Here is a 19,533-nt window from a genome sequence, read left to right as displayed (position 1 = left end):
TTTATTTTGATCGATAAGCTTTCGTATACGCTTTACACTACAACCTCTAACCTACCCACCGAATGGGATGTAGTTACTAAACCAAACATCTTTCTTTCGCGTAATGCACTTGCTGTATTGGAGAAAGCACCTCCAAAAAACATGGAGTGCCATTTTGTAGGGCTTTTTAAGGAGAACTCGCTTTGTGGCGTAGCATTAATACAGTTTATTGATTTAAATAATGTTACCACCTTTCGTGAGCAACAAAAAAAGAATCATCTTAAAGATTATTTGTTTAAAAAGTTCACATCGCACATTTTATTTATCGGTAATAATACCTTAACTGGACAAAATGCTTATTTGTATACCGATGCTATAACAGAAACGGAAGCATTGCAACTAATGCAAGCAGCAATGCAAGAGGTAAAAAAGGACTACCACAATAAGGGGATTACAATAAACCTTATTACAGTTAAGGATTTTAATACTGAGGAGTTCCCCGATTTTAATAGGGCTGGTTTTAAAAACTATTTTACATTTTGTACGCAGCCTAATATGATATTTAATATTAGAGCGGACTGGGAAAATATAGAGGATTACCTGTTGGCGTTAAACACTAAGTACAGAACGCAATACAAGCGTGCCAGAAAAAAAGCGGAAGGCATAACCAAGAAAAAATTAAATGCTGCCGAAATACAAGTATACCAAGAGCGTATAAACGAGTTATATTATACGGTAGCCAACAAGGCTTCGTTTAACACGTTTTTTTTACCTGAAAATCATTTTGAGGTAATGAAAAAGGAGCTTAACGATAACTTTTTATTTTACGGTTATTTTATAGATGATACCCTTATTGGTTTTAATACCCTAATTAAAAACAACACCGATATGGATACTTATTTTTTAGGGTACGATGAATCGGTACAGCAACAAAAAATGTTGTACCTAAATATGTTATACGACATGGTTGCCTATGCTATAAAAAAGAGATATAAGCGGGTAGTTTTTGCACGCTCGGCAATGGAGATAAAAAGTAGCATTGGTGCCGAAGCCGAAGAGGTGTATGGTATTATAAAACACACTAACCCCATAGTAAACCTATTTATGGGGAAGCTGTTTAATTACTTTGAACCCAAAGTAACCTGGAAAGCCCGAAACCCTTTTAAGTAAGCTTTGCTGGAACAGCAACTTTTAACTGTTGCGGTAGTATTTTTACATCGAGTTTTTGTTCCTTTCCGCAATACTCGCCATCTACCTGAAAACTAACGGGAATGTTTGTTGTAATACAAGCCTCAGATGTAGATAGTACTACCACATTTTCATCCAAAGGTATGTTACCCAAAAGTATTTTACCAATTACCGATATATCTAAGTTTTTGAGTATTACAATTTCAAACTTGCCATCGTTCATTTCACCAATAGGGTTAATAGTAACCCCTGTACCATAACGGTTGGTATTGGCTATAACTACCATACGTGCTTCGGTTGTAATAGTAGCATCATTAGCTTTAATTGTTGCCTCAAAAGGCTCTTCAAGTTCTATAAGTGTATTTAGTATTTGAAGTGCATAACCTAATTTTCCTCGTACCGTTCCGTTTTCGTAGTTCCGAATCAACTCAGCGTTAACACCAATATCGCTAAGGTGGAGGCTACGCACGTTATTAACCGTTACAATATCCATATACTGTACCATGCCATTAAAAGCTATCTCAAGATTTTCCTCTAACGTATCAGGCAGGTCTAAATCCACCGACAAACCGTTGGCAGAACCCGCCGGAAGGATGCCTATAACTATATCGTACTCCTCTATAGCTTCGGCAACCATTTTTATAGTACCATCGCCACCTGCTACTAATACGCGCTTCGGTTGGTACTGGTTAACATAGTGCTTTATAGCCAGTTCATCATCCTTACCCGTTGTTTCGTATTGTATTAATTTTATAGTACGCTGCTCGGCATATTGCTCAACCATACCTACAAGTTCCGATTTATCGATACCGCCAGCGATAGGGTTAATTATTAATAAAAAAATCTCTTGCTGAGCCATGTTACTTTTTTGACTAAAATTAATTAAATTGTATCGCTTAACGTCTTATTAAACTTATAAATTTTAATGAAGCCTATTTTAAAACTCTATCGTGGGTATGCCAACGATCAGGAACTCATTGTTTTCGGTCATGTTTTTACCCCCAATTCGGTAAACGATTACGAATTTGAGAAAAAACGTTTTAAAAATGCACGCTCCATTATAAAAATGTTCAGAGTAAAAACAATAGCAAATACAGCTGTTTACTTAAAGCATAACGATAAAAAAATACATACCAAAACATTAAAAGACGGTTATTTTAAATTTTGCATCCCTTTGGACAAAACAATAGATGCTGGTTGGAAAAATTATACCGTAGGTGCTACGTATGGTAACGAGGTAATAGAGGAAAAAGGCAGCTACATAAAACCTTTTGAGGGAAACTTGGGTTTTATATCGGATATTGATGATACATTCTTAGTATCGCACACCGATAATTTTTTTAAAAAACTATATATACTACTATGGAAAAATGTTAATAACAGGAAAGTTTTTGAGGGGGTTGTTCCGTTTTACCAAGCCTTAAGTAATGAGGGTAGAGATAGTAAAGAAGAGCAGAATACTTTTTTTTACGTATCTAGCAGCGAATGGAATTTGTACAATTTTATTGTAAAATTTACCAAAATACAACAACTACCTCGTGCCGTAATGTTGCTTAAAGATATTAAAACAAGCCTAACGGATTTTTTGGCAACAGGCAGAGGCAACCACAACCATAAATTTGAGAAAATAAAGCATATTTTAGAGTTTTATCCACGCCTCAAGTATACGTTACTGGGTGACGATTCGCAGCAGGATCCGTATTTGTATGAGAATATTTGTAAAATATTCCCGCTTACGGTAAAAGCAGTTTACATAAGGCAAACAGGCAAGGCAAAAAAGCAGAAAGTAGAAGACACCCTTACCAATATAGCCTCCATATCTATAGCGGTGTGTTACTTTAAGGATAGCGACGAGGCTATAGCCCATGCCAAAAAAACAGGGCTAATTTCTTAAATTTAAGTTATTTTAAAAGCATATATACTATTTAATGAGTAAATTGTGGCTTGAATTAACCTAAAACTTATTTAAACGTATGAAAAAGTTACTCTTATTATCAGGAGCTATGGCGCTTATGTTATTTGCTTCATGTAAGGATAAAAAAGAAACAACACCTACTCCACCAGAGGTAGAAGATCCGGCACCACCACCAGCACCTGAACCAGCGGTTGAAGAAGATGGTACATCAGTAAGCATTAGCGATAAAGGTGTAAGCATTAAAGATAACGAAGGTGAGACTAAAGGTGATATAACTATTACCGAGGACAAAAAAGAAATAGAGATTAAAACTGATTAATCATAAAAAAAGCCCACTTTAAAGTGGGCTTTTTATTTTGTGTGCAAATACGAATATTTATGCATTTTCTATTTCTTCTTGTACCTGTTCCCACTTTTCCATAAGTGCGTCCAACTTGCTTTTTTTATCCTGATACGATTTAAAAAACGTTGCATCGCTCATTAGCTTCTCGTAATCTTGCTCCAAACGCTTATCATCTTCGGTTATCTCCTTTTCAAGTTGTTGTATTTGGCTTTCTACTTTAGATAACTTATTCTGTAGTGCTTTATTCTTTTTTTGCTCTTGGTAAGATACCTGCTTGTTCTCTTTAGGCGCTTCCTTAACTACATCTCTTTTCTCTACCTCGCGCATGTTTTGCAAATTACGCTGCTCCAAATAAAAGTTGATATCACCCAAGTATTCTTTTATTTTTTGGTCTTTAAACTCATACACAATGTTAGACATGCCTTGCAAAAAGTCCCTATCGTGCGATACTAGTAACAAAGTACCCTCAAACTGTTGTAGTGCTGCTTTGAGTACATTTTTAGATTTTATATCCAAGTGATTGGTAGGCTCATCCATTACAAGCACGTTTATGGACTGTAATAACAATTTACACAATGCTAAACGATTCCTCTCGCCACCCGATAGTACTTTTACTTTTTTCTCTACATCATCTCCTCTAAATAAAAATGCACCAAGCATATCGCGTACTTTACTACGGTTAGTATCGGTAGCTGCATTTTCCATCGTTTCTAAAAGCGTTATTTCGCCATCCAAATACTCAGCTTGGTTTTGGGCAAAATAACCTAGTTGCACGTTGTGCCCTAGCTTAATTGTACCTGTATAATCTATATCATTAGTAATGGCTTTTATAAGGGTAGATTTACCTTGCCCGTTTTGCCCTACAAAAGCAATTTTACTACCACGCTCTACCAGCAAATCAATAGCCTTTAATATGGTTTTATCACCATACTTTTTAGTAACATCCTCTGCTTCAATTACCACTTTACCTGGAGTCACCGATACTGGAAAGGATATATTCATTACCGAATTGTCATCTTCGTCAACTTCAATACGGTCTATTTTATCTAATTTTTTTATGAGCGATTGTGCCATCGAGGCTTTAGATGCTTTGGCTCTGAACTTCTCGATTAGTTTCTCGGTTTGCTCAATTTTTTTACCCTGATTTTTTTGTGTAGCCAATTGCTTTTCGCGAAGCTCTTCGCGCAATACAAGGTACTCTGAATAGGGTTTATTAAAGTCGTATATTTTTCCTAGTGATATTTCTATAGTACGGTTGGTAACGTTATCTAAAAACATTTTATCGTGCGATACTATAATTACAACCCCTGGATAATTTCTTAAAAATTGTTCCAACCAAATAATACTTTCAATATCCAAGTGGTTGGTAGGCTCATCCAGTAACAATACATCGTTGTACTGTAGTAATAGCTTGGCTAGCTCAATACGCATACGCCATCCACCCGAAAAAGTATCGGTTAGTTTATCAAAATCTTCACGTTTAAAACCTAAACCTAACAGTATTTTTTCGGTATCGCCTACATAGTTATACCCTCCTAAAATTTCGTAGTGGTGGGTATAATCGCTAAGGTCTTCTATAAGCTTTGTATAATCTTCACTTTCATAATCGGTACGAGTAGCAAGCTCATTATTAATCTTCTCAATTTTGCCTTCTACTTCTTTAATTTCCACAAATGCCTGATAGGCTTCATCCAATACTGTTCTGCCTTTAACAAAGTCGATATCCTGCTTTAAAAAACCTATCTTAACTTCTTTTTCGGTAGCAATAACCCCCGAATCAGGTTCTAGCTCTCGTGATAGAATTTTGAGCATGGTCGATTTTCCAGCACCATTTTTACCTACAAGTCCTACCCTATCGCCAGCTCCTAAGCGAAATGTAACTTCTTCAAATAAGTACGTTCCTCCAAAAGAAACCGATAAATTATGTATATTCAGCATTATTACTATGTCTTATTTATGTCGTAAATTTGGATATACCAAATGATTTTGCAAATGTTAAAAAAAGGATCCAAATTATATAGTATTTTAACAGGAACATGCCCCAGATGCCATCAGGAAAGTATGTATTTAAACAAAAACCCGTATAATATTGGCTCTGTATACAAAATGCACAACAATTGTAGCCATTGTGGATTACATTATAAAATAGAGCCTTCGTTTTTTTATGGTGCTATGTATGTAAGCTACGGTCTTGGTGTTACCTTTAGTGTTGCTGCGTTTATAATTACAAGGGTGTTTATAGGTACAACACTAAAAAACTCTTTCTTTGCCATTATAGCTACCCTTATTATTTTTATGCCCATAATTATGCGACTGTCCCGCAACATTTGGATTAACTTTTTTATTAGCTATAAAGATGACTGGAAAGATAGGCAACCTAAACCTTAAACCGATTTAAGTTTATTGTTTTAGGGATAGTTGCTCCGTGTACTACTGAATTGAATAGTGTTAACGCCATAGATGGCCCTAGCATAACCCCACGTGTACCAAGCCCATTTAATAAATGTACTCTTGCATAATTAGGGTGCGTACCAATCAATGGCTTTCTATCTTTAACAGTAGGGCGTACCCCTGCTAAATGCTCTATAATCTTATAATCGCAAGTAATTAGTTGCTCTAATTTTTCAACCAATTCACTTTTACCAGCATCGGTTGGCGTTTGTGTTTTATCATTCCATTCGTATGTAGCCCCTACTTTATAGTAATCATTCCCCATAGGAAGGATAAATATACTGGCATTTACTATAGCATCAAGTTTTAAATCAGGAGCTTTAATTAATAGTAGCTCCCCTTTAGTACCATCCAATGGTAATTCTTTAAAATAAGGGTTTGAATTTACCCCATATCCTTCAGCAAATACAATATGTTTGTATGATATATTTTTATATCGCACGCCATCGTTTGTAACTTCTAATGCATCGTAATCAAAAGTTTCTTCAAGTAAAGAACCATCTTTTTTTAATTTGGACGAATATACCTGTACAAATGCGTTTGTGTCCATGTAACCCGTACCGTTTACACTACCAAAGCCGTAAGAGGCTGGTAAATGCGGGTAGTTTTTATGGCTAATTTCAGGATTTAAAAAAGGAGTAAAACTAGGTTTATCCATAGCCTCAAACCAGTTGTTCTGTTCTTCTACAGATGCAAACTTTCTGTATACAGGAACATCATACATAAATTTAACCGAGAGCCTTTGCTCTATGTTTTTATAGAAAGGTGCCATGTACGCTATATGCTCTGCAGCGTCGGCAGGTAAGCTGAATCTTTTTAAAATAACAGGATTGTAAATCCCTGCAGCAACCAACGTCGAGTTGTGGGATGCATCGCTAATAATAACGTGCGATTTATTATTAAGAAAACAGGTTTCGGCAAAATTTATACCTGCCAAACCATTGCCTACAATTAGAAAATCTATCATGATACAAAAATAAAAAAACTCTTACCATAGTGGTAAGAGTTCCTTTATATAGTTATGAGAATTATTAGTAATTCCACATATCTTGTTCAAAATTACGTATCTTATCTTTTATACGCTCTGATTCCAAAAGTTGTAGCTGGGCATTGTCCTTAAGGTACTCCTTAATAAGTCTGTCCCCGTATACATTCTCTTCCTTGTATATCATAGCACTAAAACGTCTAGAGTTTAACAAGTGATCAAATGTAATTGGCATTGCAGAATTTTTCTCATTAAAGGCTTTAGCTTGGTGTAGTACGTCTCTAGCACCCGGATAAAACACCCAGAATAGTTCGATTGGTTCTGCACTTTCACCCATTCTCAATTTACTCAATGCATCAACAGCCATAGGGCAAATACCAAGTATTCTGTACTTAAGTTCGCCTTGTCTCTTATCAAAGTACCAAGTTCCTACTATTCTGTATGCTGCAACATCGTTTGCAGTTACTTCCTGAGTATCAAAGTGCTCAGCAGTAAGTATTCCTTGTTCCTTAAGAGATTCTTCGGTTTCACCTGGGTACTGGTTCATGGTAGTTACACCGTAACTGTTTAACATACTTACGTAGAAGTTCTCTTGAATTTCTTCTAAAGTTTTCTTCTCAGTAAAGTATGAGTCACCATATACCTCGGTAAGTCTGCCATCTTTGATTCCATTTAAAAGGACAGTAAAAAGCGATTTTCTATCATCACCAATATTTTCTTCTACAGGAAATAACATCGGAAAGTTAACTCTTTGATTAAGGTCAATTACTTCCCAAACTTTTCTTGCAAATAAAATATCTCTGTCTCCTACATAACCGTAAGGTAACGGGTTATCGTTATCTAACAGCTCCTGTTCAGCAGTTTTTTGTCCTATCTCATCTGGTGTTTTTGCATTCAGCAGATTAGACTGAGCCATTGATGAACCAACACCTGCAAAAAACAACGCTGCTAATAAAAAACTTTTGCTATTCATATCCTTAATTTATGCTATAAAAGAAAAACGTTCTTTTAATTATATTATTGTACTTCCCAAATAAAAGGCGTGGAATCTCTAATTCTGTAAGTAGAATTTCCTACTAATTTGGTTTTAATGTTTGTGATTGTAATCTGGTCTCCTCTTCTTGCTTTATTGATAGCAGCCTGAGCTCTTCCATCAAATTTATTACCCTGAACAATCATACCTGGATTACCGGGAACGTAAAGTTCGAATGACTTAACAGTAACACTTAAATCATAAACGAAATCAGGGAATTCAACATTTACAGTAGATACTGATAAATCTTGCGCACGACCTTTAGACGAGTTTATTTTACCTCGAATAGAAGGTGCTGGAATTGGTATATCTCTAACGTTGAATTCTTTTTTAGAGGTTACAGCTTTGCCATCAGGTAACTTACCTGTTACTGTTATTGTAGCTTTTGTACCAGAAACTCCTGTAACGTTCCAGTTGTATTTACCTGCTTTACCTGACTTTTTAAGTCCAGATGCTGAGGCGTTAACATCACTATCAGCAATACCTGCAAATGAAATCGTCATTGGGTTATCCACACCTCTATACACAGAGTTCATTTTATCAGCAGAAATTGTAGCTTCGTTAGGGCGTGGTACAACTACGTAATTTCCTTGAATTGGTATTTCCACTTCTTTACCGTCTTCAAGAAACACGAATTGACCATTTATTTCTTGCTCGCCTATTGAACCAGCATTGATTTGGAATTTTGCTTGTCCATTTTCCATAGTAACTTTTCCACCATCTACACCTACTCTTGTAGGAACAGTAGCATCATCATAACGACCAAGAACAACTTTACCTGTAACTTCTTCACCTGAGAAGAAAGCAGATTTATCAGTAACAACTATAGCTTTATATTTATTCATAGAGGTAGCCTCAATAGCTGCTTTACCAAGTGCTATGTTGTACACGTTGCTTTCAATCGTTTCTACGTTGTTTTGCATTGCAGAAAGCTTAGTTAATGAAGCAATTGCAGGAAAACCTTTAAAGTGATAATCGAGGTATTTTTTTGACACTCCTTCATTATTTTTAATGTTTTCTGTATCAAACTTACTCTGTATTTCCTTCTTAAGTGCATTGTATTTATTTTCCTTACCAAATGCAGCAATCATATCCTTCTTGTATTGATTGATGGTTGCTACTATTTCATTCCCTTTATTGGAATAGCCATCTCCAGCAAACCAAGCTTCATCAATCATTTCTCCTTTATCCATTGCCTCGTAAGGAAGTTTCCCGTTTTCTCTCTCGAAATTTTTAGTAATATCTCCCTTGAGACCTTCTAAATACAAATAAAAATTATTGGAAATTTTTTTAACTTTATCTGACATGTTTTTTGCTTCGACAAACTGAGGTGACTCAGAAGCCTTTAATGCTAATACATCGTAAAGATCTTTATTTGTTTTTTTAGCCTGGGTATTTGCTTCCTCAAACTGTTCATTCATCAATCCAAAAGCGGATAGTACCTCTTTGGACATATTTAGTGCCAACATCGCGATGAAAACCAGATACATCAGGTTAATCATCTTTTGTCTAGGGGTTAATTTTCCTCCTGCCATATCTAATTAGTCTTTCTGTTTTTTGTAGTTTAATAAAATAAGAACCTAATTAATTAGGCTTTGTTGCCCATTGCAGAAAGCATACCTCCGTAAACGTTGTTTAATGAAGCGATGTTTTTAGTCATAGACTGCATTTCTTGTTGTAGTTTTGCCGTGTTGTCAGCAATTTCTTTGTTTGCTTCAGCATTACGAGCTGCACTCTCTAACTGTATTTTATAAAGACTGTTTAGTGATTCCATTTGAGCTGCTGCCATAGACATTTCTTCACTGTATTTTTTCTGAGAAGATATAGAGTCTACTGTTGGCGATATTCCTTTTGCTGCAGATTCGAAATTTTTAATACTCGCACCAAGGCTAGCCATTAACTGACCATCAATCTTGGCTTCTTTTAACATGTTATCAAGTTTTTTAGAAAGTAATCCTTGTGCATCTTCTGGAGTTTCTTTTTTAGCATCTTTTTTCCTTGTATCACCACCTGCTAATTCAGGATATACTAGAGACCAGTCTAGTTCTTTATCAACAGGATCAAAAGCAGAAAGACCAAAAATTAATGCTTCAGTTCCCAATCCTACAATAAGCATTGTACTTGCTCCTGGCCAGTGCATTAACTTGAAAAGTGCTCCGATGATAACAACTGCTGCCCCCATACCATAGGCAAAATTCATAACTTTTTTAGGTAGTGCCATAATAAAAATAATTTAGTTTTTAGTTAAGTTAAATATTCAAAAATATAAGTTGGTTAAATAATTATTGATTACTGGTTTCCTGTATTTTGTGTACCCATGTAATCTTGTACTGTTCTGAAACCGATGTAGCTACGTGCAGAGTCAGCATACTCCCAGTCTCTTGTGCTTACTTGTAGGAAATAAGCAACGTCTTTCCAAGAACCACCACGTGTTACTTTTCTTCTATTAGAAGGGTCTGGTGCATTGGGGTTCATGGTAGAAACGTATTCGTAAGATGCTGCATCATAAGATGAGTCTGTCCATTCTGCTACGTTTCCTGACATGTTGTATAGATTATAGTCATTAGGATCAAATGATCGTGCTTCTACTGTATAGAGTGCTCCATCGGCTGCATAATCGCCTCTGTTAGGTTTAAAGTTTGCTAGGAAACACCCTCTATCGTTTTTAGTGTATGTATTACCCCAAGGGTACGTAGCTGATTGCATACCACCTCTTGCAGCATATTCCCACTCAGCCTCTGTTGGTAAACGGAAAGAGTTTACAAACTGTCTTCCTTTATCTTTTTGGTAAGCATTTTTGTATAGTGTTCTCCATGCACAAAATGCTTTTGCTTGCCTCCAAGTAACACCTACTACAGGGTACTCGCCGTAAGCTTGGTGCCAAAAATAATCATTATGCATTGGCTCATTGTACGAGTACGAGAAATCTTTTATCCATACTGTAGTATCTGGATATACTTCTACTTGCTCGTGCTTCATGTATTTACTACGTTTAGCACGTGTATTTTTAGATTTATCTTTAGCTGCTGATTGTATATCCATCCAAGAGTACTTGAATTTCAACTTTGAAACATCTATTGTTCTTAATCCGTTGTACGATTCTGAAGCTGGAAGATACATCGAATCCATTACCTCAACATAATACTCATCAGGATATTTTTGTGGATCTTTTATTAGTTTTGGTTTATGGTTTAGCTTTCTCCCTGCATACGGATCATCTCCATCACCAATACTATAATAGTTTTCATACATGTACTTATCGTATGGCGATTGCTCTTCTCCTTCACCTAATTGGTCTTTAAAAGCAAACTCACCGATTCCACCTTCTCCACCTGGGGTCTGACCCATTTCGTCAGCTAAAATAGCCAGTCTAGTTCTTATCGTAGAATCTTTAACCCACTCTACGAATTGACGGTACTCACTATTGGTAATTTCAGTTTCGTCCATGTAAAAGGAACGAACAGTTACTGTTTTTGTAGGAGCATCCTGCACATTAGCCAAATCATCGTCTGATTTACCCATAATGTATGCGCCACCCGGAATTAAGGTCATACCATACGGCTTTTCAGGCCTCCACTTTTTTCCTCTAACACCTACCAGTTCCCCGCGGTCGCTAGAACCACAGCTGATTAATAATGATAAAGTTGCTGTTAATGCAATGAACTTCTTCATAAATTTGGGTTATTAATGTAATTCTATTTTTAAGGGCGTAAACCTATTTATTTATTTTTAAAAAAACAATTTTTTTATTAAAAAAACCTTAACTAAAAGCAAAGATTTTGGTACTTAATGAAATAGATGGCTGTTTTATAACAAATATTTTAGATTATGTTTTTTCGCTGTGCTTTCCATAATCGTTCAGGAAAAACACCATCACAAGCCTCCAAATAATCATCGTGCGTACATGGTAATAACGTGTTTCTCTTTAATTTATTATTAACATTCGTTACAAAAGGAACTACTATCCACCATCTATCTGTTTTATCGCTCTTATAAAAAACAAGTTCTTCATCTTCTATCAAAACTATGTATTTTATATAATCATCTTTAGTATTGAAAGGATATTCGTTAGAGCGGTAATGAACTCCTTCAATAAAATACCAAAGTATTTGTGCAATTAAGAGCGACTCTTGCTTTGTATCATGATGGTTAAATATACCAAAAGACGTAACCTTATCGCTTATACCTGCATAGCGTGCTAATGTACAAATTTCTTTTCCATTAAAACCATTTGGCAAAAAATTAACAAAATTTCCTGAATCTCCTGATTTTATTGCACCCATATCTACACTTACGATATCGGCATCCCTAAAAACAGGTTCTGCAATTGTTGGGTTCGCCATAACCTCTCCAAGCCTATAAGCGTCAAAATACAGTTTTTCTATTAAATCTATCTCTTCTTGCGCATTGAAGTAGGTTTGATAGCCAATATTACTATAATTGAACAAGTTGTTAGGAGCATCTACTATAATAGGTGTAAGATAGGAATTAGCATTTATGGCTTCGTTTTCTTTACCAAAATCGAATTTACTATCTATGGCAACTAAATTAACCATTTGCTCAAGGTTATCGTAACCCCGGTACATAGCATAGGTTATATCTTGCCCTCCTCCTATTATAACAGGTAATATATTCTTTTTTATAAGCTCTTCAACAAGGGTTTTAACTACATAATACGTATCCTGCATAGTGTTACCAGATACTACATTACCTAAATCGGCAATCGTTTTATCCCAATTACCAGGGTACAATGCATACAATTGTTCTCGTATATAATTAAGGTGTACTACATTATCTTCAGTATTTACCCCTCTGTTATCTAAAACACCCAGTATTGCTATGGCAACCTGATCCATTTCTGGAAAGGCATCCTCAGCATGGAATATTGTATTTTTACCCAAGCACTGAGGAGGTAACGTTTCTATATAATCCAGAAACGCATCATCTAATGGTTTTAAAAACTCAAAAGCCATAAATAATTATTTCTTTTTAGCTACTGTTTTTCTAGTTGTAGTCTTTTTAGCGGTAGTTTTCTTGGCTGTTGTTTTTTTAGCGGGTGCTTTTTGCTCAATAATAGCTTTAACCTCATCTAAACTTAGGGCAGCAGCATCTACATCTTTACTAAGCTCTATTTTTGTTTTCCCTTTTATAATTACAGAGCGTCCCCAACGGGCTTTTTCTACACGGATGCCTTCATCCTCCCAGTTATGGATTACCTTATCAATTTCTTTCTGTATCTTTTCTTCTATTAATGTAACAATATCTTGATGCGAAAGGTTATCGAAATCGTATTTTTTATTAACGTTAATAAACATACCGTTCCATTTTAAGAAAGGACCAAAGCGCCCTACTCCTTTTTGTACTGGCATGTCTTTATACGTGGCTATTGGTGCATCTGCTTTTTCTTTCTCAATAATAAGTTCTTTAGCTCTATCAAAAGTTACATCCAATGGGTCTTCTCCTTTAGGTAAGGAAACAAAGGTTTTACCAAAGCGAACGTAAGGACCAAAACGACCATTATTTACCTCTACTTCTTCTCCTTTATATGTACCTAAGTTTTTAGGGAGTAAAAATAACGTTAGTGCTTCATCTAATGTAATTGTGCCTATATTTTGCTCAGGGAGTAAACTTGCAAATTGTTTTTCTTCGTCTTCTGCATCGCCTATTTGTGCCATTGGTCCGAATTTACCTAAGCGTACGCTTACAGGCTTACCACTTTCGGGGTGTTTGCCCAGTATACGTTCGCCCGATTCGCGTTCGGCATTTTTTTCTACATCTTGTACTGTTGGATGGAAATGGCTGTAAAAATCGTCCATCATTGCCGTCCAATTCTCGTTGCCCGATGCTATTTCATCAAAATCTTGCTCTACTTTAGCAGTAAAATTATAATCTAATATAGTATCAAAATGACTCACTAAGAAATCGTTTACGATAATACCAATATCGGTTGGGACTAGTTTCCCTTTATTGGAACCTGTAATTTCGGATAGCTCCTGAACGTTGACTTTATCATTTTGCAAGGTTAATTGTTTGTAGCTACGCTCCTGCCCTTCAAAAGTACCTTTCTCAACATAATTTCTGCTAATAATGGTAGATATGGTGGGTGCATAGGTAGACGGACGCCCTATACCTAACTCCTCCAGTTTCTTTACCAATGCAGCCTCTGTATAACGGGCGGGTGGTCGGCTAAAGCGTTCCGTTGCGGTAATGTAGTTGTTAATTAATTTTTCGCTTACGCGGAGTGCAGGCAACATGCCCTCTTGCTCTACATCTTCATCATCACTACCTTCAAGGTACACTTTCAGGAATCCTTCAAATTTAAGCACTTCTCCAGATGCCGAGAATACTTCGCTATGATTATTGGCTTCAATTTTAACATTGGTACGTTCTAGCTGTGCATCGCTCATTTGCGATGCTAGCGTACGTTTCCATATTAAATCGTAAAGCCTTGCTTGGTCACGGTCTATATTTACAGTATGGCGTGTCATATCTGTAGGGCGTATCGCCTCGTGTGCCTCTTGCGCCCCTTTGCTTTTGGTAGCGTAGTTGCGTGGCTTACTGAATGACTGCCCATACGATTTTATGATTTCTGCTTCGGCAGCACTCATGGCATCGTTAGATAGGTTTACACTATCTGTTCTCATATAGGTAATTAGTCCTGCTTCATACAGTCGTTGTGCCAACATCATGGTAACACCTACAGGAAAGTACAGTTTACGTGCTGCTTCCTGTTGTAATGTAGAAGTTGTAAAGGGGGCTGCTGGCGATTTTTTACCAGGCTTAGTTTCCAAATTGGACACCTTATATATAGACCCTATATTTTTATTCAGGAAATCTTGTGCTTCTTCTTTCGTCGAAAAGTTTTTAGGCAACTTTGCTTTAAATGTTTTTCCGCTCTCGTTTGCAAATTCTGCAGTAACGCTATACGATGGTTGCGAATCAAAATTTTGTATATCGCGTTCACGCTCCACAATAAGTCGTACAGAAACCGATTGCACACGCCCCGCCGAAAGTCCTGTTTTAACCTTCTTCCACAATACTGGCGAAAGTTCGTACCCCACTAATCTATCCAACACGCGGCGTGCTTGCTGCGCATTTACAAGATTGTAATTAATATCTCTAGGGTTTTCTATTGCTTTTAAAATTGCCGATTTGGTAATTTCGTGAAAAACAATACGCTTTGTTTTTTCTTTATCCAGTTTAAGCTCTTCGGCAAGGTGCCATGCTATTGCCTCTCCTTCACGGTCTTCATCACTTGCTAGCCAAACGGTTTCGGCAGATTTAGATAAATCTCTGAGTTTTTTAACTAACGATTTTTTGTCGGGCGATACCTCATATTTAGGCTGAAAACCATTGGCTACATCTACCCCTATTTCCTTAGAGGGCAAATCAGCAATATGCCCATAACTCGACTCCACGCGGTAATCTTTTCCTAAAAATTTCTCTATAGTCTTTGCCTTAGCAGGCGACTCAACAATCACTAAATTCTTTGCCATCATACGTTTCTTTGTGTCGCAAAAGTATGTGATTTTTTTAAATATTGGTTTTCGGTATTTTTAAAATCAACCTTTTTGGCTAAACATTAACCTTTTACAAACACACAAAACAACTTATGTATCAATAGGTTTACATATACTTTTGGGTATAAAAATATAGGGGCAAAAAAATTATAGCACTTATTATCTAACAACAATACTAGCCGTTTTAAAATAACATCGTAAACAAAACAAACTCTCCTTATAATTGTAAAGCACTCCTTACTATTATATAACAAATTAAAACATACATAAGTACCAACAGAACTAGTGTTAAGAGGGCTTAAACAAATATGACAACTTGACATAGTTTAAAAATTAAATAGTATATTTGTGAGTTCAAAAAAGCACTACAGTCGCAGATTATGGAAAAGATAATTGAAGAAAAGAAACAAGGACAAAGCCTTGTTTTAGAGCAGAAAGAAGGAAATACAAAAAAGCTTTTTATAGAAAGTTATGGTTGCCAGATGAATTTTTCTGACAGTGAAATTGTTGCATCCATACTTGCTGAACAAGGTTTTAATACAACACAACAGCTTGAAGAAGCTGACTTGGTTTTGGTAAATACGTGCTCCATACGTGACAAGGCAGAGCAAACTGTTAGAAAAAGACTCGAAAAGTACAATGCTGTTAAAAAGATAAACCCAACTATGAAGGTGGGTGTTTTAGGTTGTATGGCAGAACGACTTAAAAGCAAATTTTTAGAAGAAGAAAAAATTGTAGACCTTGTAGTAGGGCCCGACGCGTACAAAGATTTACCTAACTTATTGGAAGAGGTTAACGAAGGGCGCGATGCTATAAACGTAATTCTGTCTAAAGAGGAAACGTATGGCGATATTGCTCCTGTTCGCCTCAACAGTAATGGTGTTACTGCTTTTGTATCGATTACCAGAGGGTGCGATAATATGTGTACGTTCTGTGTAGTACCTTTTACACGTGGGCGTGAGCGTAGCCGCGACCCTCAAAGTATATTACAAGAAATTGCCGAACTAAACGAGAATAATTATAAAGAGGTTACCTTACTAGGGCAGAACGTAGATAGCTACCTGTGGTATGGTGGTGGGCTTAAAAAAGATTTTGATAAGGCTAGCGAAATGCAAAAAGCTACTGCCGTAGATTTTGCACAGCTACTAAACATGACTGCCGAAGCATTCCCTAAAATGCGTTTCAGATTCTCGACATCCAACCCGCAGGATATGCACGAAAGTGTATTGCACGTTATTGCAAAGCACCATAATGTGTGTAACTACATACACCTACCCGTACAAAGTGGTAGTACACGTATATTAAAGGAGATGAACCGCCAACATACACGTGAGGAGTATATGGAACTTATTGATAAGGTACGCGCTATTATACCAGGATGTGCCATATCACAAGACATGATTACTGGATTCCCGACTGAAACGGAAGAAGACCATCAGGATACACTCTCGTTAATGGAATACGTAAAATACGATTTTGGATATATGTTTGCCTACTCGGAACGACCTGGTACTATGGCGGGACGAAAAATGGAAGATGATGTACCAGAGCAGGTTAAAAAACGTAGGTTACAAGAAGTGGTGGATTTACAACAGAAGCACAGCTTTTTCAGGACACAACGTTTTGTAGGAGAGGTTGTAGAGGTATTAATTGAGAAAGAGTCTAAAAAATCGGATAAACATTGGAGCGGACGAAACTCTGAAAACACAACAGTAGTATTCCCCAAAGAGGAATATAAAAAAGGTGACTTTGTGAATGTAAAAGTTACCGATTGTACTTCGGCAACACTAATTGGTGAAGCTGTTGGGTATAGCAATATGAACTGATACATTATATGCCACAAATTACACAGATTCTACTAATTATTATTCAACAATAAATGGAATTAATTCAGAAAGAGGAATATTATAAAATAGTAGGGATTTGTATGGAAGTACATAGAGAATTGGGTGGTGGATTATTGGAAGTAGTATATAAAGATGCTTTAGAGTATGAATTTAGAAAAAACAATATCCCATTTGAAAGAGAAAAAGAATATTTAATTCAATATAAAGACATTGTTTTGCCGCATAAATTTTATGCTGATTTTGTTGTGTATGATGATATAATTTTAGAAGTAAAATCGGTCACTGATATTGTTAATGCACATATAGCACAAACATTAAACTATATACGCTTAGCATACGGAAGAATTGGCATTATAGTTAATTTTAATGGGAAATCGCTGCAACACAAAAGAATTATACGATAAATTTTAAACGAATATTACAAGAATTTGTGCAATCCGTGCAATTCGAGGCAATACAATAATATGGAAAACATACAAGCCATAAAACAGCGTTTTGAGATTATAGGTAACGATCCTAAACTAAATCGTGCTATTGAAAAAGCCATACAGGTAGCTCCTACTGATATTTCGGTTTTGGTTACAGGTGAAAGCGGTGTAGGTAAGGAGAGTATTCCAAAAATCATACACGCATTATCCCACCGTAAACACGGTAAATATATTGCCGTAAACTGTGGGGCAATACCCGAAGGGACTATTGATAGCGAATTGTTTGGGCACGAAAAAGGTGCATTTACAGGTGCAACAGCTACCCGCGAAGGGTATTTTGAGGTAGCCAATGGTGGTACCATATTTTTGGATGAAGTAGGTGAATTACCACTAACTACGCAAGTACGATTACTTCGTGTACTGGAAAACGGAGAATTTATAAAAGTAGGATCATCCAAAGTACAAAAAACCAATGTTCGTATTGTAGCTGCCACCAATGTAAATATGATAGAGGCTATAGAGAAGGAAAAGTTTAGAGAAGATTTATACTATCGTCTTAGTACGGTAGAAATTACACTACCCCCATTACGTGAACGTAAAGACGATATTCATTTACTGTTCCGCAAATTTTCGTCTGATTTCGCACAGAAATATAAAATGCCTGCTATAAAGCTAGATGCCGATGCAGTACAACTGTTATTAAAATACCGCTGGGGCGGAAACGTAAGGCAATTGCGCAATATTGCCGAACAAATATCGGTGCTGGAAACTAACAGAGCTATTAGCATAGGAACATTAAGAAGTTACCTACCCGAAGCAGGAAATAATTTACCCGCTATAGTTCGAGATAAAAAACCCGAGAGCGATTTTAGTAACGAGCGGGAAATACTATACAAGGTGTTGTTTGACATGAAGGCAGATTTGAACGATCTTAAAAAATTAACCATGGAGCTTATGCAAAGTGGTAATAGCAATAAGGTACAAGAATCCAACAAACATTTAATACAGCGTATTTACGGCTCGGAGGAAGAAAACAATACTAATTTCGAAGACGGACGCCGTACCGAAATGTTACCATCAAAAACCACTCCTGCCGCTGAGCCTATTATAGAGCATCATGAAGATGAAGACGATGATAGCAATTATTTGTTTGCAGAAACCGTAGAGGAAGAAGAAACCCTACGCCTTGATGAGAAAGAAGTAGAGCTTATAAAAAAAGCACTAGAGCGTAACAAAGGAAAACGCAAGGCAGCAGCAGACGAGTTAGGAATATCTGAAAGAACACTTTATCGAAAAATTAAACAGTATGACCTTTAATAAAAGCGTAATGAGAACATTAAAATTAGGTATGGTGTTAGCCGTAACGCTTATTGTAAACAGCTGTGGCATTTACAACTTTACAGGTACAGGGGCTATAGATGCCGATACGTTTCAGGTTAATTATTTTCAGAATAATGCTGATGTTGTAGAGCCAGGTATTGAGCGTGATTTTACTTTGAGGCTACAGGACTTAATACAAAATCAAACCAACCTAAGCCTAACAAATACCGATGGCGATTTGTTGTACGAAGGCGAAATAACACAGTTTAGGGTTACTCCTATGACGGCTACTGCCGACCAAAGAGCCTCGCAAAACCGATTAAGTATTACCGTAAACGTTAGGTTTACTAACAGAAGAAATGAGGAAGATGATTTTGAAAAGCCTTTTAGCTTTTTTTACGATTATCCTGCCAACGATATTCTTGCTGGGCAAGTATTGACTACAGCCCTCGATGAAATTTTTGAGCGTATAACACAAGATATCTTTAATGAGTCGTTAGCCAAATGGTAAAAAAATAATTACA

The 19,533-nt window shown here is 36.5% G+C and carries 17 protein-coding genes; 8 read left to right on the top strand and 9 right to left on the bottom strand.

Features of this window, described 5'->3' with window-relative positions; genetic code table 11:
* Nucleotides 1-6: 6 nt before the first annotated feature.
* The gene (locus K1I41_RS06390) at nucleotides 7-1,149 is read left to right on the top strand and encodes a GNAT family N-acetyltransferase (RefSeq protein ID WP_220639549.1); all 1,143 of its coding nucleotides are present in this window, start codon (nucleotides 7-9) and stop codon (nucleotides 1,147-1,149) included.
* On the opposite strand, the gene K1I41_RS06385 is transcribed toward K1I41_RS06390, so the two are convergent.
* On the bottom strand, nucleotides 1,142-2,026 hold the full coding sequence (locus K1I41_RS06385; protein ID WP_220639548.1) for a diacylglycerol/lipid kinase family protein: 885 nt from the start codon (nucleotides 2,024-2,026) through the stop codon (nucleotides 1,142-1,144). The genes K1I41_RS06390 and K1I41_RS06385 overlap by 8 nt on opposite strands.
* 66 nt (nucleotides 2,027-2,092) lie before the next feature.
* On the opposite strand from K1I41_RS06385, the gene K1I41_RS06380 reads away from it, so the two are divergent.
* Together K1I41_RS06380 and K1I41_RS06375 are read left to right on the top strand one after the other, a co-directional pair.
* The gene (locus K1I41_RS06380; RefSeq protein ID WP_220639547.1) at nucleotides 2,093-3,061 is read left to right on the top strand and encodes an App1 family protein phosphatidate phosphatase; all 969 of its coding nucleotides are present in this window, start codon (nucleotides 2,093-2,095) and stop codon (nucleotides 3,059-3,061) included.
* 79 nt (nucleotides 3,062-3,140) lie between these two features.
* The gene (locus K1I41_RS06375; RefSeq protein ID WP_220639546.1) at nucleotides 3,141-3,401 is read left to right on the top strand and encodes a hypothetical protein; all 261 of its coding nucleotides are present in this window, start codon (nucleotides 3,141-3,143) and stop codon (nucleotides 3,399-3,401) included.
* Nucleotides 3,402-3,458: 57 nt separating this feature from the next.
* On the opposite strand, the gene K1I41_RS06370 is transcribed toward K1I41_RS06375, so the two are convergent.
* On the bottom strand, nucleotides 3,459-5,363 hold the full coding sequence (locus K1I41_RS06370) for an ABC-F family ATP-binding cassette domain-containing protein (protein WP_220639545.1): 1,905 nt from the start codon (nucleotides 5,361-5,363) through the stop codon (nucleotides 3,459-3,461).
* 54 nt (nucleotides 5,364-5,417) lie between these two features.
* On the opposite strand from K1I41_RS06370, the gene K1I41_RS06365 reads away from it, so the two are divergent.
* On the top strand, nucleotides 5,418-5,813 hold the full coding sequence (locus K1I41_RS06365) for a DUF983 domain-containing protein (protein ID WP_220639544.1): 396 nt from the start codon (nucleotides 5,418-5,420) through the stop codon (nucleotides 5,811-5,813).
* Here K1I41_RS06365 and K1I41_RS06360 read toward each other — a convergent pair.
* From K1I41_RS06360 to topA, 7 genes are all read right to left on the bottom strand, one after another.
* Entirely contained in the window at nucleotides 5,803-6,843 is a 1,041-nt protein-coding gene (locus tag K1I41_RS06360; protein ID WP_220639543.1) for an NAD(P)/FAD-dependent oxidoreductase, read from the bottom strand. The two genes, K1I41_RS06365 and K1I41_RS06360, sit on opposite strands and share 11 nt — an antisense overlap.
* A 64-nt stretch (nucleotides 6,844-6,907) precedes the next feature.
* Nucleotides 6,908-7,834, bottom strand: a complete 927-nt coding sequence (porN, locus tag K1I41_RS06355; protein WP_220639542.1) for a type IX secretion system ring subunit PorN/GldN — start codon at nucleotides 7,832-7,834, stop codon at nucleotides 6,908-6,910.
* Nucleotides 7,835-7,878: 44 nt separating this feature from the next.
* Complete coding sequence (porM, locus tag K1I41_RS06350) at nucleotides 7,879-9,429, bottom strand: type IX secretion system motor protein PorM/GldM (protein ID WP_220639541.1); 1,551 nt, start codon at nucleotides 9,427-9,429, stop codon at nucleotides 7,879-7,881.
* A gap of 53 nt (nucleotides 9,430-9,482) precedes the next feature.
* Nucleotides 9,483-10,118 (bottom strand): type IX secretion system motor protein PorL/GldL, encoded by a 636-nt coding sequence (porL, locus tag K1I41_RS06345; RefSeq protein ID WP_220641821.1) that lies wholly within the window; start codon nucleotides 10,116-10,118, stop codon nucleotides 9,483-9,485.
* Nucleotides 10,119-10,183: 65 nt separating this feature from the next.
* On the bottom strand, nucleotides 10,184-11,566 hold the full coding sequence (gene porK / locus K1I41_RS06340; RefSeq protein ID WP_220639540.1) for a T9SS ring complex lipoprotein PorK/GldK: 1,383 nt from the start codon (nucleotides 11,564-11,566) through the stop codon (nucleotides 10,184-10,186).
* A 149-nt stretch (nucleotides 11,567-11,715) separates the two neighbouring features.
* Nucleotides 11,716-12,867, bottom strand: a complete 1,152-nt coding sequence (locus tag K1I41_RS06335) for a formimidoylglutamase (RefSeq protein ID WP_220639539.1) — start codon at nucleotides 12,865-12,867, stop codon at nucleotides 11,716-11,718.
* A gap of 6 nt (nucleotides 12,868-12,873) precedes the next feature.
* Complete coding sequence (topA, locus tag K1I41_RS06330; protein WP_220639538.1) at nucleotides 12,874-15,390, bottom strand: type I DNA topoisomerase; 2,517 nt, start codon at nucleotides 15,388-15,390, stop codon at nucleotides 12,874-12,876.
* Between the two features lie 404 nt (nucleotides 15,391-15,794).
* Between topA and miaB the strand changes: the two genes are divergently transcribed.
* Genes miaB through K1I41_RS06310 form a run of 4 tightly spaced genes read left to right on the top strand, consistent with a single transcriptional unit; the run spans nucleotide 15,795 to nucleotide 19,520 of the window.
* Entirely contained in the window at nucleotides 15,795-17,240 is a 1,446-nt protein-coding gene (gene miaB, locus K1I41_RS06325) for a tRNA (N6-isopentenyl adenosine(37)-C2)-methylthiotransferase MiaB (protein ID WP_220639537.1), read from the top strand.
* A 53-nt stretch (nucleotides 17,241-17,293) separates the two neighbouring features.
* A complete protein-coding gene (locus K1I41_RS06320) occupies nucleotides 17,294-17,665 on the top strand; it encodes a GxxExxY protein (RefSeq protein ID WP_220639536.1) in 372 nt (123 codons plus the stop codon).
* Nucleotides 17,666-17,725: 60 nt separating this feature from the next.
* Nucleotides 17,726-19,006, top strand: coding sequence for a sigma-54 interaction domain-containing protein (locus K1I41_RS06315; RefSeq protein ID WP_220639535.1), 1,281 nt, complete (start codon nucleotides 17,726-17,728; stop codon nucleotides 19,004-19,006).
* A gap of 10 nt (nucleotides 19,007-19,016) precedes the next feature.
* Nucleotides 19,017-19,520 carry an LptE family protein gene (locus tag K1I41_RS06310; RefSeq protein ID WP_220639534.1) on the top strand — a complete coding sequence of 168 codons (504 nt, stop codon included), beginning with the start codon at nucleotides 19,017-19,019 and terminating at the stop codon, nucleotides 19,518-19,520.
* Nucleotides 19,521-19,533: the final 13 nt, after the last annotated feature.

Source organism: Flavobacterium litorale (assembly GCF_019613795.1).
Classification (GTDB): Bacteria; Bacteroidota; Bacteroidia; order Flavobacteriales; family Flavobacteriaceae; genus Flavobacterium; species Flavobacterium litorale.
This window is presented reverse-complemented; position numbering and strand designations above follow the sequence as displayed.

What these genes read in the sequence shown, in the direction of transcription:
- porN (WP_220639542.1), bottom strand. Translation starts at nt 7,834, where the DNA reads ATGAATAGCAAAAGTTTTTTATTAGCAGCGTTGTTTTTTGCAGGTGTT.
- topA (WP_220639538.1), bottom strand. Translation starts at nt 15,390, where the DNA reads ATGGCAAAGAATTTAGTGATTGTTGAGTCGCCTGCTAAGGCAAAGACT.
- K1I41_RS06380 (WP_220639547.1), top strand. Translation starts at nt 2,093, where the DNA reads ATGAAGCCTATTTTAAAACTCTATCGTGGGTATGCCAACGATCAGGAA.
- K1I41_RS06320 (WP_220639536.1), top strand. Translation starts at nt 17,294, where the DNA reads ATGGAATTAATTCAGAAAGAGGAATATTATAAAATAGTAGGGATTTGT.
- K1I41_RS06375 (WP_220639546.1), top strand. Translation starts at nt 3,141, where the DNA reads ATGAAAAAGTTACTCTTATTATCAGGAGCTATGGCGCTTATGTTATTT.
- K1I41_RS06360 (WP_220639543.1), bottom strand. Translation starts at nt 6,843, where the DNA reads ATGATAGATTTTCTAATTGTAGGCAATGGTTTGGCAGGTATAAATTTT.
- K1I41_RS06370 (WP_220639545.1), bottom strand. Translation starts at nt 5,363, where the DNA reads ATGCTGAATATACATAATTTATCGGTTTCTTTTGGAGGAACGTACTTA.
- K1I41_RS06385 (WP_220639548.1), bottom strand. Translation starts at nt 2,026, where the DNA reads ATGGCTCAGCAAGAGATTTTTTTATTAATAATTAACCCTATCGCTGGC.
- K1I41_RS06315 (WP_220639535.1), top strand. Translation starts at nt 17,726, where the DNA reads ATGGAAAACATACAAGCCATAAAACAGCGTTTTGAGATTATAGGTAAC.
- porM (WP_220639541.1), bottom strand. Translation starts at nt 9,429, where the DNA reads ATGGCAGGAGGAAAATTAACCCCTAGACAAAAGATGATTAACCTGATG.
- K1I41_RS06310 (WP_220639534.1), top strand. Translation starts at nt 19,017, where the DNA reads ATGAGAACATTAAAATTAGGTATGGTGTTAGCCGTAACGCTTATTGTA.
- K1I41_RS06365 (WP_220639544.1), top strand. Translation starts at nt 5,418, where the DNA reads ATGTTAAAAAAAGGATCCAAATTATATAGTATTTTAACAGGAACATGC.
- porK (WP_220639540.1), bottom strand. Translation starts at nt 11,566, where the DNA reads ATGAAGAAGTTCATTGCATTAACAGCAACTTTATCATTATTAATCAGC.
- K1I41_RS06335 (WP_220639539.1), bottom strand. Translation starts at nt 12,867, where the DNA reads ATGGCTTTTGAGTTTTTAAAACCATTAGATGATGCGTTTCTGGATTAT.
- miaB (WP_220639537.1), top strand. Translation starts at nt 15,795, where the DNA reads ATGGAAAAGATAATTGAAGAAAAGAAACAAGGACAAAGCCTTGTTTTA.